This window comes from Streptomyces nymphaeiformis, from assembly GCF_014203895.1.
Classification (GTDB): domain Bacteria; phylum Actinomycetota; class Actinomycetes; order Streptomycetales; family Streptomycetaceae; genus Streptomyces; species Streptomyces nymphaeiformis.
The window spans coordinates 67648-83452 of record NZ_JACHJY010000007.1; the positions used below are offsets into that span (position 1 = coordinate 67648).

The 15805-nt window shown below is 72.5% G+C and carries 13 protein-coding genes; 9 read left to right on the forward strand and 4 right to left on the reverse strand.

Going from position 1 to position 15805, the window contains the following annotated elements; translation table 11 throughout:
- Nucleotides 1-10 precede the first annotated feature (10 nt).
- Together GGE06_RS23645 and GGE06_RS23650 are read right to left on the reverse strand one after the other, a co-directional pair.
- On the reverse strand, nucleotides 11-733 hold the full coding sequence (locus GGE06_RS23645) for a multicopper oxidase family protein (protein WP_184931653.1): 723 nt from the start codon (nucleotides 731-733) through the stop codon (nucleotides 11-13).
- A 75-nt stretch (nucleotides 734-808) separates the two neighbouring features.
- A complete protein-coding gene (locus GGE06_RS23650; RefSeq protein WP_184931654.1) occupies nucleotides 809-1618 on the reverse strand; it encodes a multicopper oxidase domain-containing protein in 810 nt (269 codons plus the stop codon).
- A gap of 228 nt (nucleotides 1619-1846) precedes the next feature.
- On the opposite strand from GGE06_RS23650, the gene GGE06_RS23655 reads away from it, so the two are divergent.
- The 3 genes from GGE06_RS23655 to GGE06_RS23665 all read left to right on the forward strand — a co-directional run bounded on the left by GGE06_RS23655 (nucleotide 1847) and on the right by GGE06_RS23665 (nucleotide 7054).
- The gene (locus GGE06_RS23655; protein ID WP_116164671.1) at nucleotides 1847-2287 is read left to right on the forward strand and encodes an Lrp/AsnC family transcriptional regulator; all 441 of its coding nucleotides are present in this window, start codon (nucleotides 1847-1849) and stop codon (nucleotides 2285-2287) included.
- Nucleotides 2288-2340: 53 nt separating this feature from the next.
- The gene (locus GGE06_RS23660) at nucleotides 2341-5304 is read left to right on the forward strand and encodes an aminotransferase (protein ID WP_184931655.1); all 2964 of its coding nucleotides are present in this window, start codon (nucleotides 2341-2343) and stop codon (nucleotides 5302-5304) included.
- A gap of 244 nt (nucleotides 5305-5548) precedes the next feature.
- Entirely contained in the window at nucleotides 5549-7054 is a 1506-nt protein-coding gene (locus GGE06_RS23665) for an extracellular catalytic domain type 1 short-chain-length polyhydroxyalkanoate depolymerase (protein ID WP_184931656.1), read from the forward strand.
- A gap of 53 nt (nucleotides 7055-7107) precedes the next feature.
- Here the strand turns inward: GGE06_RS23665 and GGE06_RS23670 are convergent, their stop codons facing one another.
- Nucleotides 7108-7542, reverse strand: a complete 435-nt coding sequence (locus GGE06_RS23670) for a pyridoxamine 5'-phosphate oxidase family protein (RefSeq protein ID WP_184931933.1) — start codon at nucleotides 7540-7542, stop codon at nucleotides 7108-7110.
- 318 nt (nucleotides 7543-7860) lie between these two features.
- Here GGE06_RS23670 and GGE06_RS23675 point away from each other — a divergent pair, with 318 nt between their 5' ends.
- The 3 genes from GGE06_RS23675 to GGE06_RS23685 all read left to right on the forward strand — a co-directional run bounded on the left by GGE06_RS23675 (nucleotide 7861) and on the right by GGE06_RS23685 (nucleotide 10174).
- Nucleotides 7861-8406, forward strand: a complete 546-nt coding sequence (locus tag GGE06_RS23675; protein ID WP_184931657.1) for a hypothetical protein — start codon at nucleotides 7861-7863, stop codon at nucleotides 8404-8406.
- Nucleotides 8387-9031 carry a vitamin K epoxide reductase family protein gene (locus GGE06_RS23680; protein ID WP_116164663.1) on the forward strand — a complete coding sequence of 215 codons (645 nt, stop codon included), beginning with the start codon at nucleotides 8387-8389 and terminating at the stop codon, nucleotides 9029-9031. The genes GGE06_RS23675 and GGE06_RS23680 overlap by 20 nt, the downstream gene beginning before the upstream one ends.
- A 429-nt stretch (nucleotides 9032-9460) precedes the next feature.
- The gene (locus GGE06_RS23685; protein ID WP_116164661.1) at nucleotides 9461-10174 is read left to right on the forward strand and encodes a response regulator; all 714 of its coding nucleotides are present in this window, start codon (nucleotides 9461-9463) and stop codon (nucleotides 10172-10174) included.
- 29 nt (nucleotides 10175-10203) lie between these two features.
- On the opposite strand, the gene GGE06_RS23690 is transcribed toward GGE06_RS23685, so the two are convergent.
- Nucleotides 10204-11952 carry a sensor histidine kinase gene (locus GGE06_RS23690; RefSeq protein WP_184931934.1) on the reverse strand — a complete coding sequence of 583 codons (1749 nt, stop codon included), beginning with the start codon at nucleotides 11950-11952 and terminating at the stop codon, nucleotides 10204-10206.
- A 346-nt stretch (nucleotides 11953-12298) separates the two neighbouring features.
- On the opposite strand from GGE06_RS23690, the gene ctaD reads away from it, so the two are divergent.
- From ctaD to GGE06_RS23705, 3 genes are all read left to right on the forward strand, one after another.
- Nucleotides 12299-14011 carry an aa3-type cytochrome oxidase subunit I gene (gene ctaD, locus GGE06_RS23695; protein ID WP_446696914.1) on the forward strand — a complete coding sequence of 571 codons (1713 nt, stop codon included), beginning with the start codon at nucleotides 12299-12301 and terminating at the stop codon, nucleotides 14009-14011.
- The gene (locus tag GGE06_RS23700) at nucleotides 14008-14349 is read left to right on the forward strand and encodes a hypothetical protein (protein WP_312883259.1); all 342 of its coding nucleotides are present in this window, start codon (nucleotides 14008-14010) and stop codon (nucleotides 14347-14349) included. Before ctaD ends, GGE06_RS23700 begins: the two co-directional genes overlap by 4 nt.
- A gap of 164 nt (nucleotides 14350-14513) precedes the next feature.
- Nucleotides 14514-15794, forward strand: a complete 1281-nt coding sequence (locus GGE06_RS23705; RefSeq protein WP_246532716.1) for a globin domain-containing protein — start codon at nucleotides 14514-14516, stop codon at nucleotides 15792-15794.
- Nucleotides 15795-15805 lie beyond the last annotated feature (11 nt).

The window sequence follows — 15805 nt, forward strand, 5'->3', positions numbered from 1 at the left end:
GGCGTCCGGCTCACGGGGCGACGTACTCGACGGTCTGCATCATGCCGAGGTCTTCGTGGTGCAGTTGGTGGCAGTGGGCGATGGTGCGGCCGGTGAAGTCCTCGTACGCCACGAGGAAGGTGGCGCTCTCTCCGGGCCTGCCGCCGGCCAGGCCGATGGTGTCGTGCCAGATCGGCGGGTCGAGCCTCTCGCCGTTCCGGTGGGTGAGCAGGACCTGGTTGGTGTGCAGGTGGAAGGGGTGGCCGTGCGCCGGCAGGGTTTCGTCGGTGCGGACCGTCCATCGTTCGACGGTGCCGAGGCGCAGGGTGTGGTTGGTGTGGTCGGGGTCGAACAGGCCGTAGGCGGGGTCGCGGGTGAGGTCGCCGTGGGGATCGGCCGCGGGGGTCGCGTTCGTACCCAGGACGCGGAAGGCGTTGGGGAAGGCCCCGGGGAAGACGCCCGCGTCGGCGTGGAAGACCACCTCGCGGTCCGCGTCGGGGTGGGCGACGTCCCTCTCGTCGAGGAAGGGCCTGCCCGGCGGGAGCGACGCCGGCAGTTCCATCGGCGGCTCGACGGGCTCTCCCGCGACCTCGATCGTCATCAGCGGGCCGGGCACCCCCTCGGCCCGTAGTGCGTACCGGCCGGGCGCTCCGCTCCGGATCAGGACGTCGGCGCGGTTGCCCATGGCCAGGCCCAGGAGGTTGAGGGCGACGGGCCTGTTGAAGGTGACGCCGTCCTGTGCGATCTGGTGCATCGGCAGGCCGCCGCGCTCTCCGACGAGCCGGAGCCGCAGGGCGGTGAACGCGGTCGCGGCGACCAGGCGCCACCGCTACACCTCGCCGGGGCGCAGCCGGAGGGTGGGGTTGACCGTCCCGTTGACGGTGAAGACGGAGGGGACGCCGGTCACCCAGCCGCCGGAGGTGAAGGCGGGGACCTTGCCGTCCTTGACCTTGAGTTCGTTGACGCACACGACGAGGTCGGCGGCCGCCCTGATCTCGGGGACCTCGTCGACGTCGCCCTCGACGACGATCACCCCGGCCATGCCGCCGACGATCTGTTCCGCGATGGCTCCGTGCAGGTGCGGGTGGTACCAGTAGGTCCCGGCGGGATGGTCGGCCGGCACGTGGACGGTCGACAGGTACCGCGGTTCCGCGGCACCGGCGGCGACCTCGTCCGCGGTGCGGGGCGCGAACTCGCGCAGCACGTTGTCGGCGCACCCGGACGGGGAGACGTGCATCCCGTGGGTGTGCAGGTTGAAGCTGTTGGGGTGGTGCGGCGTGTTGTGGCCGCCGGTGTGGGGCGGGTTGGGCGGAAGGCCGTTGACGTGCGTCAGCCGCAGGGTCTGCCCGCCGCGTACGCGCAGGGTCGGGCCCGGGATCGTCCCGTTGTAGGTGCGGGTGGTGATCCGCCCGTGGCCCGGCACGGAGACGTCCGTGAACCGTACGTCGAGCGTCTCCTCCACCACCGGCGACGCGAAGCCGGGCACCGGGCGTGCGGCCGATTCGGCGGGCTGCGGAAAGGGCGCCGTCGCAGCGGCCGCCGGCTGCCCGGCCAGGATTCCGCCGGGTGCGGCCGCGAGACCTGCGAGGGGGACGGCCTTCAGTAGCGATCGGCGGCTGATGCCGCTGCTTTCTCCCATAGCGGGGCAATCTAGATCAACTCGGCCGGGGCGGTCCTGAGGGCACACCGTGAGGCGCTACGAGCCGTCGCATGCGGATGTCGAGCGACCTCGACGGCGCGATCACGCGCCAGAACCCTCGACACGCGCGATTCGAGCGTCAGCACTCTTGATTCGATCGCACGAGTCGGGCACTGTGACGGAAACAAGCACAACGCCTGCCGTTCGGGCAGCGGCGAGAGGTGTCTCATGGACGAGATCGATCGGGCCATCCTGCGGGAGCTTCAGGTCGACGGGCGGATCCCCTATGCCGAACTGGGGCCGAAGGTGGGCTTGTCGCCCTCGGCCGCGAGGCTCCGGCTGCAGCGGATGATCGACGCCAAGGCCGTCCAGGTCGTCGGGGTGACCGATCCGATGACCATGGGCCAGCAGGCGATGGCGCTGCTCGGGCTGCGCGTCGACGGTGATCCCCGGGCGGTGGCCGACGAGCTGTCCCGGCACGACGAGGTCGTGTACACGGTTCTGACGTCCGGCGGCTTCGACCTGTTCGCGGAGGTCGTGTGCGCTCAGCCGCGTGATCTTCTGGACTTCATCAACGACGTCGTGCGGCCCGTCGAGGGCGTCGCCGCCGTGGAGAACTTCCCCTACTTCGCGATCCACACCCACCGCTTCCTGTGGCACGTCGACTGAGCGCGCCGAAGCCGTCCCAGCCCAGCCGTCCCGTACCAGCCGAGGAACCCCGAATGCCGCACGACGAGCACCGCACCGTCGACTTCTTCACCGAGGACGCCCTTCCCGCACCGCGGGTCGCACCGGCCGACGCCGAGCACATCGCCGCCCAGCACCTGGGGATCGACGCGCGGGCGGAGGCGCTGGGAAGCCAGCAGGACGCCAACTTCCTGCTGCGCGACGAGAACGGGTCGGCCGCCGCCGTTCTGAAGATCGCCAACCCCGCCTTCGGTACCGTGGAGATCGAAGCCCAGGACGCCGCCGCCGACTTGGTCTCCTCGGCCCATCCGGAACTCCGCATCGCCACCGTCCTGCGGTGTCCGGACGGTTCCCCGCGTCGTGCGGCGGTGGACACCGAGAGCGGGCCGGCCGTCGCGAGGCTGCTGCGGCATCTGCCCGGCGGAACGCTCTCGGGGCCCCGGCACCTCTCCCCCGGCACCGTGGCCGCCATGGGCACGATCGCCGGAAAGGTCAGCACCGCGCTGCGGGACTTCCGGCACCCGGGCCTCGATCGTGTGCTCCAGTGGGATCCGCGCCACGCCGACCGCGTCGTCGCCCGGCTCGCCAGGCACATCGGCGAGCCCGACCGGCGCGCCGCCGTCCACGCCGCGACCGCCGAGGCCTGGGCACACGTCGAGCGGCTCGCCGAAGCGCTGCCCTCGCAGGCCGTGCACCTGGATCTCACCGACGACAACCTGATCCGCCGTCCCGACAGCCGTCCTCCCCTGCCGGACGGCGTCATCGACTTCGGTGACGTGACGACCAGCTGGGCGGTCGGCGAGCTCGCCGTGTCGATCTCCTCGATGCTGCACCACGACGGGGTCGAGCCCCACCACGTCCTGCCGGCCGTCCGCGCCTTCCACGCCGTCCGGCCGCTCTCCCCGGAGGAGGCGGAGGCGCTGTGGCCGCTCGTGGTCCTGCGCGCCGCCTGCCTGGTCGTCAGCGGGCGCCACCAGACCGCCGTCGACGGGGACAACGCCTACGCCGAGGCGGCGCTCGACCGCGAGTGGCGCATATTCGAGCAGGCCGTCCAGCTGCCCCTCGCGGTCATGACCCGCCTCGTCGGGGACGCGATCGGCCTGGCGGACGAGCCCGCCCGGGCCGATTCGCCGCCGCTGCCTCTCCTGCGGGACCTGCCCGCCGACGACATCGCCGTCGTCGACCTGTCCACCGACGCCGACGCCATGGACGACGGAGCCTGGAGCGACGCCGGCGCCGAGGCCCGGCTTGCGGCCGCCGCGCTCGCGGACGGGGCGGCCGCGGTCGCCACGCGGTACGCCCGGGCGCGACTCAGCCAGGCACCGGCGCTGGCGGGCGTCTCTCCCGCCACGGTGCCCACCGGGATCGACCTGTGGCTCGGTCGCGACGCCGTGGTGCAGGCTCCCGCCGCGGGGAAGGTCCTTGCCGCCGCTCCGGGCCGTGTCGAGATGACGTACGGCCCCCAGGTGCTGGAACTGTCCTTCCCCCGCTCGATCGCCCCGGTCGTCGGCGCCGGTGCGACGGTCCGGGCGAGCGCGGACCTCGTCCGCCTCCCCTCCGGAACCTCCGTCCGCGTCGCGCTCCGCGCTGCCGGCAGCCCGGACGTCCCTCCTCTGGTCCGCCCCGAGTACGCCTCCGGCTGGCTCGCGCTCACCGCCGACCCCGCCCCGCTCCTCGGACTCCCGATCGTCGGGCGTGCCGCACGCGCGGACCTGCTGGACCGACGCGACGCCGTCTTCGCGACCGTACAGGGGCACTACTACGCCGACCCGCCCCGCATCGAACGAGGTTGGCGCCATCACCTGCTGTCCACCGACGGCCGCGCGTACCTCGACATCGTCAACAACGTCACTCCGCTGGGCCACTCCCACCCCCGGGTCGAGCAGGCCGTCTCCCGCCAGCTGCGACGGCTCAACACCAACTCGCGCTTCCACTACGCCTCGGTGGTGGAGTTCACCGAACGCCTCGCCGCCCTCCTCCCGGAGCCCCTGGACACCGTGTTCCTGGTCAACTCTGGTTCCGAGGCCGTGGATCTGGGCCTCCGTCTGGCCATCGGCGCATCCGGAAACGACGACGTCGTCGCGCTGCGCGAGGCGTACCACGGCTGGACGTACGCCTCCGACGCGGTCTCCACCTCCCTCCAGGACAACCCGAACGCCCTCGCCACCCGCCCGAGCTGGGTCCACACCGTGGACTCGCCCAACTCCTACCGCGGCCGGCACCGCGGGAGCGATGCCGTGCGCTACGGGCCCGAGGCCGTCGCGGTGATCGACGAGCTGGCCGCCGCCGGCCGCCCGGCGGGGGCGTTCATCGGCGAGACCTTCTACGGCAACGCCGGCGGGGTCGCGCTCCCCGACGGCTATCTCGCCCAGGTGTACGCGGCGGTCCGCCGGCACGGCGGACTGGCCGTCGCCGACGAGGTCCAGGTCGGGTACGGCCGCCTGGGGCACTGGTTCTGGGGCTTCGAGCAGCAGGGGGTCGTCCCCGACATCGTGTGCGTGGCCAAGGCGATGGGCAACGGGCACCCCCTGGGCGCCGTCATCACGTCGAGGTCGGTCGCGGAACGGTACCGGGAGCAGGGCTACTTCTTCTCCTCCACCGGCGGCAGCCCGGTCTCCAGCACGGTGGGTCTCACCGTCCTGGACGCCCTGCGCGACGAGGACCTCCAGGGCAACGCGGTGCGCGTCGGCGGCCATCTGAAGCGCCGGATGGAGGACCTGGCCCACCGGTACGACATCATCGGCGCCGTCCACGGCTCGGGCCTCTACCTCGGCCTCGAACTCGTCAGGGACCGCGTCACCCTGGAACCCGCCACGGAGGAGACCGCCGAACTCTGCGACCGCATGCTCGACCTCGGCGTGATCGTCCAGCCGACCGGGGACCACCTCAACATCCTCAAGATCAAGCCGCCGTTGTGCATCGACACCGCCGCGGCCGACTTCTTCACCGCCATGCTCGACCTGGCCCTCACCCAACTCGGGCACGGCCGTACGCGGTGACGCCTCCGTCGCACCTGTGCGGGCTGCACTGACGTACGGCCCGCACAGGCCGAGCGCCGCGGCCGGCGGCGCGGAGGATCAGGGGCGGGACATGTGTTCGGCCGTCACACTCGGCCTCCGTCAAGGCTGGCTGTCCCGCCCATGTCCAGGCCGGTGAGCCGTCTCGCATGATGCACGCCACACCGGCGGCGCGAGCCGCGCATGCCGCCGGTGTGCCCCCCATCCCCCTCGGAAGGCATGCGTCATGGGACAGCCGTACCCTCCCCACCCTCCGTTCCGCCCCGTACGGGGCCGTGTGTTCGGCGGCATCCGCCGTTGGCTCACGGCCGCGGCGGGAGCCCTCGCCCTGACCGGAGGTCTCGTGGCCGTGAGCCCCCAGGCGACGGCCGCCGGACTGACCCAGGTCACCGGCTTCGGCTCCAACCCGGGCAACCTGACCATGCACACGTACGTGCCGGACGGGCTCGCCGCGGGCGCACCGCTCGTCGTCGCCCTGCACGGCTGCACGCAGAGCGCGAGCGACTACTACGCCCATTCCGGCTGGCCGAAGTTCGCCGACGCGTACGGGTTCGCCCTCGTCTTCCCCCAGACGACCAGCGCGAACAACGCCAACTCCTGCTTCAACTGGTTCGATTCGGGTGACAGCACGCGCGGTCAGGGCGAGGCGCTGTCGATCAGGCAGATGGTCGACGCCGCCGTCGCACGCTACGGCAGCGACACCCGGCGGGTGTACATCACCGGTCTGTCCGCGGGAGCCGGCATGACCGCGAACATGCTCGCCGCCTACCCCGACGTCTTCGCCGGCGGCTCCATCGACTCCGGGCTGCCCGCGTACTGCGCGACCAGCGTGTCCGCCGCGTACACCTGCATGTACAGCCCGCCGAACAAGACGCCCGCGCAGTGGGGCGACCTCGTGCGCTCCGCCGCTCCCGTCGGCACCTCCTCCTGGCCCCGCGTGGCGATCTGGCAGGGCACATCGGACACCACCGTCGCACCGGCCAACGCCACCGAGCTGCGCGACCAGTGGACGAACGTATGGGGCATCGGCCAGACGCCCTCCCGCACCGAGAGCCTCTCCGGCGACACCACGCTGAGCCAGTACGACGACGCCTCCGGCAGGCCCGCCGTATCGGTCTACTCGATCTCCGGCATGGCCCACGGCCTGGCGGTCGCCCCCGGCAGCGGCCCCGACCAGTGCGGCACCACCGGCACCTACTACCTCGACACCATCTGCTCCAGCTACCACACCGCCCGCTTCTGGGGGCTCGACGGCGGCGACGGCGGCAGCGGGCAGAACCCGGGCACCCTGCCCGCGCCCGCGGGTCTGACGGTCGGCGGGACCACCGACAGCACGGTCTCCCTGAGCTGGAACCCGGTCGACGGAGCCTCCTCCTACACCGTCTACCGCGGCGGTACGAAGGTGGGCACCACCACGTCGACCGCCTACACCGACACGGGACTGGCCACCGGCACCGCGTACGCCTACACGGTGGCCGCCGTGGACGCGGCCGGGGCGGTGGGGACGGTCTCCTCCTCGGTGACCGCGACCACCACCGGCTACACGCCCACCTGCTACACGGCGAACAACTACCAGCACACCACCGCCGGGCGCGCCTACCAGAGCGGCGGCTACACCTACGCCACGGGCTCCGGCCAGGCCATGGGGCTGTACAACACGTTCACCACCCACACCCTCAAGCAGACGGCACCCGGCTACTACGTCCTCGCGGACTCCGGCTGCTCGGCCTGAACCGGCCTGCGGAGTCCCTCCGTCGCCGTGCGGAGCGCCGGTCGTGCGGTGCGTCAGTCGGCGCGGGTAAGGCGGATGCCCGTGATCAGGTCCGGTCGGATGCGGACGACCTGCTCCATGTGCTGGTCGGTCCAGGGGTGGAGCACGGCCTTGTAACGGGCCGCCGCCTGCGGATCGGTGACCAGTCGGCAGTAACCGGTCACCACGACGCTCCAGCCGAGGCGCGTGCGGAGGTCGATGTCGTCGGCCTCGTACGCGACGACCACACCGTGCGCGCCGGCCTCCTCTGCGCGCGTCGTGAGGGCGGCGTCCTCGTGGGTACGGATGACGATGTCGCCCCCGTCCACGATGTGGTGGACGGGGCGGATCGCGGGAAGTGCGTGCCGGGTGAAGACGATCCGGCCGAGCGGGGTCCCGGAGAGGAGCCGCAGCGCCTCCTCGGGGCCCAGTTCGACCAGGCGTCGCCGCGGTGCCTCCTCCGGGTCCAGTTCGACCAGGCGTCGCCGCGGGTCCGTCTCGGGTCCGACCCACGGGTCCCTCACGTCGTGGACTGACTCGTCGTGCACGGTGCCTTCCCGGGGTTCGGTGGTGTCGCGCGCCGCCGGCGCGGTGCGGGGCCGTCGGCGCGGTGCGGGGCCGTCGGCGCGGTGCGGGGCCGTCGGCCCCGACGCTCCTCAGTAGAGGACACACGGCCGGGTCCCGGAAGGGCCGTTCGGCCCCTGTCGGCCCCGTGACCGGGCCCGGTTCACTGAGCCCGTGCCGGAGCGGCCGACGAGCGCCCGGAGGGCGAGGAGGCGAGGGGACGGATGATCGCGGCGGTGGGACATGCCGACCTGTCCGTGGAAACGCTGAGGGCAGTGGAGCGTGAGCTACGCGCGCGCATGGAGCGGCTCGGCGATCCGGCGCCGGGTCTGGTCCGGGCGGGCTCCGGACTCTCGGCGGCGTTCGGTCGTGCGGTGCGTGCGTCGGGCAGGCCGCTCGTCGTCCTCCTGCCCGCGCAGGGGGCGGTGCCCGCGCCGATGCCGCCGAACGACCTGGGGCCGGCCCGGGAGGTGACCGTGCTCGCGGAGGAGGTGCGCCTGCTGGCCTACGACCCGAACGACCGCGACGCCTGCGTGCGGGCCGACGAGGCGCTGGTCGCCCAGTGCGGACGGCTCCTGGCCGTCTGGGACGGATCGCCGACCGACGGCCGTGACGCGACGGCCCACATGGTCGCGTTCGCGCGGGCCCGGGGAGTGGCGGTGGAGGTCGTGTGGCCGGTGGGGGCTGCCCGCCGGTCGGTCAGGGCTTCGGCCTCCTCCCCGGTCCCGCCCTCGGCGAGGGGAAGCCGGGATGACCAGCGTTCTGCCTGATGACCGCGTCGCCGCCGCCCCCGCGGCCGCACCGGCCGATCGCACGGCCGGGGCCACCCGAGGATTCGCATGGCTTCTGGTGATCACCGGAGCGCTCGGCGTCCTCGCCTCCTTCGTGATCACGCTCGACGAGTACCTCCTCCTGGAGAACCCGGCGTTCGCGCCGTCCTGCGACCTCGGCCCGGTCCTCTCCTGCACCGAGGTGATGCGCGGCGAGCAGGCGTCGGTGTTCGGGTTCCCGAACCCGATGCTCGGCCTCGCCGCGTACGCCGTCGTCGTCGCGATCGGCGCCGGCTCGCTCGCCGGGGCCCGCCACCACCGCTGGTTCTGGCTCGGGCTCCAGTTCGGGACCCTGCTCGGCGCGGGCTTCTGCATGTGGCTGACGACCCGGGCGCTCTACGAGATCGGTGCCCTGTGTCTGTGGTGCTGCCTGGCCTGGGCGGCGACGATCGTCCTGTTCTGGTACACGACGGTGCACAACCTCAGGCACGGGGTCCTGCGCGCGCCCGGGTATGTGGTGGCCGGCGCGGCGGAGTTCCCCTGGGTCGTGCCGGTCGTGTGGTGCGGGAGCGTGCTGTCGCTGATCGCGACCCGCTTCTGGGACCACTGGCAGCGTCTGCTGTGACGCGGCGATTCACGGGCGTACGGGACGGCCTGCAGCGGCCCGGGGGTGCCGACCGGGGGCCTGGGGGACGGCCTGGCCGCTCCGGGTCCGGCACCCCGGGTCGCGGAGGTGAGTCGATCACGGGGACGGGACGGCCGGATAGGGCCGTTCGGCCCTGCCCGACCAGGGCCGTTGGGCCCGCGGGGGCCGGTGCCATACTGACGCTCGTTTCGCAGGCGGCCGGGCATCGGCCCGGCCGCGACCGCCACTGTCGTGGTGGCCGTGCCACCGCCGTCGTGGTGGCCTTGTCGCCCTTGTCCAGGAGTACTCGGTGAAGCCCCGCCCCTCTTGTCCGCGCCCCCTCACGGCTCCCTTCGGCCGCCCGCTCGACGCGGCGGCGGCAGCGTCCCTCACGGACGCTCTCGCGTGCCCTGCCGGTGGGGGTGCGACGTGCTGACCACCGATCAGCCCGCCGCCGTGGCCGCGCCGGTGCGGGTCTTCCTGCTCGACGACCACGAGGTCGTCCGCCGGGGCGTGCGCGATCTCCTGGAGGCCGAGGAGGACATCGTGGTCGTCGGCGAGGCCGCCGACGCCCGTGAGGCGCTCGCCCGGATACCCGCGGCGCGACCTGACGTCGCCGTGCTCGACGTACGGCTCGGCAGCGCGACGGGCGGCGACCACGAGGGCGTCGAGGTGTGCCGTGAACTCCGTGCGGACCTGCCGGGGTTGGCCTGTCTGATGCTGACGTCGTTCGACGACGACGAGGCCCTGTTCGATGCCATCATGGCCGGCGCGGCCGGGTACGTGCTCAAGCAGATCGGCGGCTCCGACCTGGTCGCCGCCATCCGCACGGTGGCGACGGGCAGGTCGCTGCTCGACCCGAGGATGACGAGCCGGGTCATGGCGCGGCTTCGGGGCCCGGAGCCCGCGCCCGAGACGGCCGCGCCCGGTGAACTCGACCGGCTGTCGCCGCGCGAGCTGGAGATCCTCGACCTGATCGGCCTGGGTCTCACGAACCGGCAGATCGGCGAACGGCTGTTCCTCGCCGAGAAGACGGTGAAGAACCGGGTGTCGTCGATCCTCGGCAAGCTGGGCGTGGGGCGGCGGATCCAGGCGGCGATGATCGCCGAACGGCTCAGGGAGCCGCAGGGGAACCATCCGTGATGCGGAGCCCGTAGGCCGCCCGGCGCCTCTCAGTCGGTCGGCAGCGGTGCGCTCCAGGTGACCCGCAGGCCGCCGCCCCCGGGCTCCCCCAGGCCGAGGGTCCCGTGGCACTGCGTCGCGCGTGAGCGCATGTTGAGGAGTCCGCCCGTGGGGGCGGCCCGGCCCAGCCCGATGCCGTCGTCCGTGACCGTGAGCACGAGCCGATCGGCCGGGTCCGGCACCGAGAGCACCACGTCGGCCCGATGCGCCCGGGCGTGCCGGGCCGTGTTGCTCAGGGCCTCCGCCGTCACCGCCAGGACGTGCTCGGCCAGCGCCTCGGGGACGCCCGTGTCGACCGGGCCCAGGATGCGCAGCGACGGGGTGAACCCGAGGTGCTGCGCGGCCAGTTGGACCGTCTCCGCCATGCGTCGCCGCAGAGCGGGCCCGCTGCGGTCGTCGCCGGGCGTGCGCAGCTGGAGAATCGTCGAGCGGATGATCTGGATCGTGGTGTCGAGATCGTCCACGGCACGGGCGACCCGCTCCGCGGCTCCGGGGTGCTCGATGACGCGGGTCGCGCTCTGGAGCGTCATCCCCGTGGCGAACAGCCGCTGGATCGCGACGTCGTGGAGGTCGCGGGCGATGCGGTCGCGGTCGTGGAGCACGGCGAGTTCCTCGGACTCGGCGCGGCGCCGGGCGAGTTCGAGGGCGATCGCGGCCTGATCCGCGAAGCCGCTGATCAGCATGGTCTCGGCCGTGTCGAAGGCCGGCCGCCCGGCCTTGCGGCTCAGCCGCAGGGCCCCGCACACGGCGTCGTCGACGGGGAGCGGAACGGCCACCACGGGGCCGTGCTCGTCCCCGGTCCTGCCGTCGAGCGCGAGCGCCCGGGGGTCGGCGCGCACGTCCGCGCTGACGACCGGTCCGCGCGTGCGCGCCGCGAGGCCGGCGAGCGAACCGTACGCCGGGAGAACGGCTCCGCGGACGGCTTCGGCGCTGTCGCCGTGCGCCACCCGCACGATCAGGTCGCCGGTGGAGGCGGGGCCGGCCGGTGCCGGTCCGGTGGACGCCGTCGCATTGTCCGACCCCGCGCCGACGGGTGCTGAGGGTACGGCGCCTGCCGGTACCGGGTCCGTCGGTCCCGAGTCCGTCCGTACCGCACGGGTCGGCTTGGCAGGCAGGAGCACGGCGGCGAGGTCGGCGTCGGCGACCTCCATGGCCCGTCGGGCGATCAGGCGCAACACCTCGTCGGTGTCGGTGCCCGCGAGGAGGGTCCGGGTGATCTCGCCCAGCGCCTCCAGACGGTGCTCCCTGCGACGGCTGTCGTGGTACAGGCGGGCGTTGTCGACGGCGACGCCCGCCGCCATCGACAGCGTCGTCAGCACCGCCTCGTCGTCGGCGTCGAACGCGCCGCCGCCCCGCTTCTCGGTCAGGTAGATGTTGCCGAAGACCTCGTCGCGCACCCGGATCGGCGCTCCCAGGAAGGTGCGCATCGGCGGGTGGTGGGCGGGGAAGCCGAAGCTGCTGGGGTGCCGGGTGAGATCGGTGAGCCGCAGCGGGGTGGGATTGCTGATGAGCTCGCCGAGGATGCCGTGGCCGCACGGCGCCGGACCGATCCGCGCCACCAGCTCGTCGGCCATGCCCACGGGCAGGAACTGCGACAGCTTCTGCCGGTCGTCGATGACGCCGAGCGCCCCGTACTCGGCGTCGGTGAGGCTGACCGCGGCCTCCACGATGCTCCGCAGGACCTGCGGGAGTTCGAGGTCGCGGCCGAGGTCCATCACCGCGGTGAGCAGTCCGTGCATCCGGTCGGGGACGTCGATGCGAGGCCAGGGCGGGCGCGCGTGGGTCGCTGTGTCGGGCATGCGTGGTGATCGGCTCTCGTCATCGTTCGGGTCCTGCTCGGGTCCTGTCCTCCGCGGCTCGCGCCGGGGCGGCTTCCCGCCGTGCAGCGTACGCGTGGTGCACGCGGCGGGGTGAGGGCCGTTCGGCCCTGCCTCGCGGAACGCCGGAGGACTGTTCGACCCTATCGGGCCCCGGGTGCCCTCCGCCGATCATGTGGCGGCGGCCGGGAAGCGCCCGAGGCAGCCCCCGTTCGAGGACGCTTCCCGGCCCGTTGGCACTGCACGTGGAATTGGAGGTCGTCGTCCGGTGGACGAGGCACGCAGCATTCAGATGAAGGCCGGGGAGACACGTCTCCCGGAGCCCGCCGAGGGCCCCGCGCGGCCGGTCCGGCCCTCGTGGGTGGGGTGGCTGACGACCACCGACCACAAGCAGATCGGCACGCTCTACCTCTGCTCGGCTCTGTTCTTCTTCGTCATCGGGGGTGTCATGGCCCTGATGATGCGCGCGGAGCTGGCGCGCCCCGGCACGCAGATCATGTCGAACGAGCAGTTCAACCAGGCGTTCACCATGCACGGCTCGATCATGCTGCTGCTCTTCGCCATGCCTCTCTTCACGGGCTTCGCGAACTGGATCATGCCGCTGCAGATCGGCGCGCCGGACGTCGCCTTCCCCCGCCTGAACATGCTGGCCTACTGGCTCTACCTCTTCGGCTCGCTGATAGCCGCCGGCGGCTTCCTCACCCCCGGCGGGGCCGCGGACTTCGGCTGGTTCCTCTACGCGCCGCTCTCCGACGCCATCCACTCGCCCGGCCTCGGTGCCGACCTGTGGATCATGGGCGTCGCCCTCTCCGGTTTCGGATCCATCGCGGGCGCGGTCAACTTCATCACCACGATCATCTGCATGCGCGCCCCGGGCATGACCATGTTCCGGATGCCGATCTTCACCTGGAACGTGCTGCTCACGTCCCTGCTGGTGCTGATGGTCTTCCCGGTCCTCGCCGCGGCGCTCTTCGCCCTCGAATGCGACCGGAAGTTCGGCTCGCACGTCTTCGACGCGGCGAACGGCGGAGCGCTGCTCTGGCAGCACCTCTTCTGGTTCTTCGGACATCCCGAGGTGTACATCCTGGCCCTGCCGTTCTTCGGCATCATCTCCGAGGTCGTCCCGGTCTTCAGCCGCAAGCCGATGTTCGGCTACATCGGTCTGGTGGCCGCGACCATCGCGATCGCCGGTCTGTCCGTGACCGTGTGGGCGCACCACATGTACGTCACCGGTGGCGTGCTCCTCCCGTTCTTCTCCTTCATGACGTTCCTCATCGCCGTTCCGACCGGCGTGAAGTTCTTCAACTGGATCGGAACGATGTGGAAGGGCTCGCTGTCCTTCGAGACCCCGATGCTCTGGGCCGTCGGCTTCCTCATGACCTTCACCTTCGGTGGTCTGACCGGCGTCATCCTGGCCTCGCCCCCGATGGACTTCCACGTCTCCGACTCGTACTTCGTCGTCGCGCACTTCCACTACACGCTGTTCGGCACGGTCGTGTACGCGATGTTCTCCGGCTTCCACTTCTGGTGGCCGAAGTTCACCGGCAAGATGCTCGACGAGCGCCTCGGCAAGATCACGTTCTGGACCCTCACGGTGGGCTTCCACGCCACCTTCCTCGTCCAGCACTGGCTCGGCGCCGAGGGAATGCCGCGCCGGTACGCCGACTACCTGAACGCCGACGGCTTCACCGCCCTCAACACCGTGTCCACCATCGGCTCCTTCCTCCTCGGCCTGTCCTTCCTGCCGTTCTTCTACAACGTCTGGAAGACCGGCCGGTACGGGAAGCGCGTCGAGGTCGACGACCCGTGGGGGTACGGCCGTTCACTGGAGTGGGCGACGTCCTGCCCGCCGCCGCGGCACAACTTCCTCACCCTGCCGAAGATCCGCTCCGAGTCCCCCGCGTTCGACCTCCACCATCCGGAGATCGCCGCCCTCGACCGACTGGAGAACAAGCCGGACGAGGCGGTGAGCCACCGGTGACCCCGGCCGTGCTCGCCCTGGGCATGGGTGCCGTGACCGCCTCCGGCTGCGTCTGGTACGTACCCGCGCTCGTCGACCTGCGCGCGGGCGCCGACCGACCCGCCTCCCGCCGCCTGGCGGCGACGGCGTGCGTCACCGGCTGGGCCACGGCCGGTGTGACGGCCCTGCTCCTCCTCCTGGGAGTTCAGGCCCCGCTCCTCCTGGCCGGGGCGGCCGCCGGTGCCACGACGAGCGCCACGGTGCGCGCGTGCGCGGTGGTACGTCGCCACCGCGAGGTACGGGAGGACGCGGCCTGCTGGGCGGCCCTGGACCTGGGGAGGAGCAGGGACCGGGACTGATGTGGCGCCGTTCGGCCCGGCTCCCCCACGCGGTGGGGCGGGGAGCGCCAGGGCCGAACGGCCCTGCCTGATGGGGCCGGACGGCGGAGGGACCGCGGTGCGAGACTGACGTGCCTTCGGCCGGGGCGGTGACACGGTACACACGGCAGGGAAAGAGCCAGCACTTGAGCACCCTCACAAGCGACGCGTACGACGAGTACCACGCGCTCCTCGCGCGCCAGGACGCGATGCGGCTGCGTCAGCGGCTGCTGCAGCCGGCGGGAAGCGTCCGGCCGGCGGAGTCGGGGCACTCGTACGACGGAGTCCGCGATCAGGAGACGATCAGGCGGCATCTGCCGCTGGTGACCCCGTTCAGCGAGCTCATCGATCACCTCTATCAGGCGATGTTCGAGCAGCACCCGTATCTGCGGGGGCTGTTCCCCGACTCGATGGAGTTCCAGCGGGCCCATCTGGAACGCGCCTTCTGGTACCTGATCGACAACCTGGACCGGCCGGACGAGGTGGCCGACTTCTGCTTCCGTCTGGGCCGCGACCACCGCAAGCTGGGGGTACGGCCCGTGCACTACGAGGTGTTCGAGTCCTCGCTCGTCTCCGCCCTGCGCCGCAGCGCGGCAGAGTGGTGGGCCGAGGAGCTGGAGCGGGCCTGGGTGCGGATGGTGCGGTTCGCGGTCGCGGCCATGGTCGACGGCGCGCACGAGGCGCTGGCCGAGCCCGCCTCCTGGAACGCGACGGTGACGGAACACCGGCGGTGCGGTCCCGGAGTCGCCGTCCTCCGGGTCCGCACCGCGGAACCCTTCCCGTACCGGGCCGGACAGTACGCCCGGCTGGAGTCCCCGCTGCTGCCGCACGCCTGGCGGCCGTACAGCGTCGCCTGCGCGCCCCGGACGGACGGGGAGCTGGAGTTCCACGTCCGCCGGACGGGCCCGGGCGGGGTGAGCGACGCGTTGGTGGCACGCACCCGCGTGGGCGATCAGCTGCGCCTCGGGCCGGCGCAGGGAAGGATGACGCTCGACGACGCCCCGCCGGGGGACGTGCTGATCGTCGCGGGCGGAACCGGATGGGCCACCGCCAAGGCGCTCCTGGACGACCTGGCCGCGCGCCGGCCGCGCGACCGGCGCGCGCACGTGTTCCTCGGCTCCCGCACCCTGGACGACCTGTACGACACGGTCGCCCTCTCCGAGCTGGAGTCCCGCCACTCCTGGCTGCGCGTCACCCCGGTGATCGGTGAGGGCCCCGGGTCCACCGAGGACGGCTCGCTCACCGAGGCTCTGGCCCGTCACGGCGACTGGTCCGGACACGTCGCCTACGTGAGCGGGCCGCCCGTCATGGTCTCCACCGTCGCACGACACCTCGCCGCGACGGGCCTGGCCTCGGACCGCGTACGCCACGATCCGCTCGACGTCACGCCGTCCCGCCCCGTCCGTCCCGCACTGAGCACCGGCTGAGGCCCCGCGCC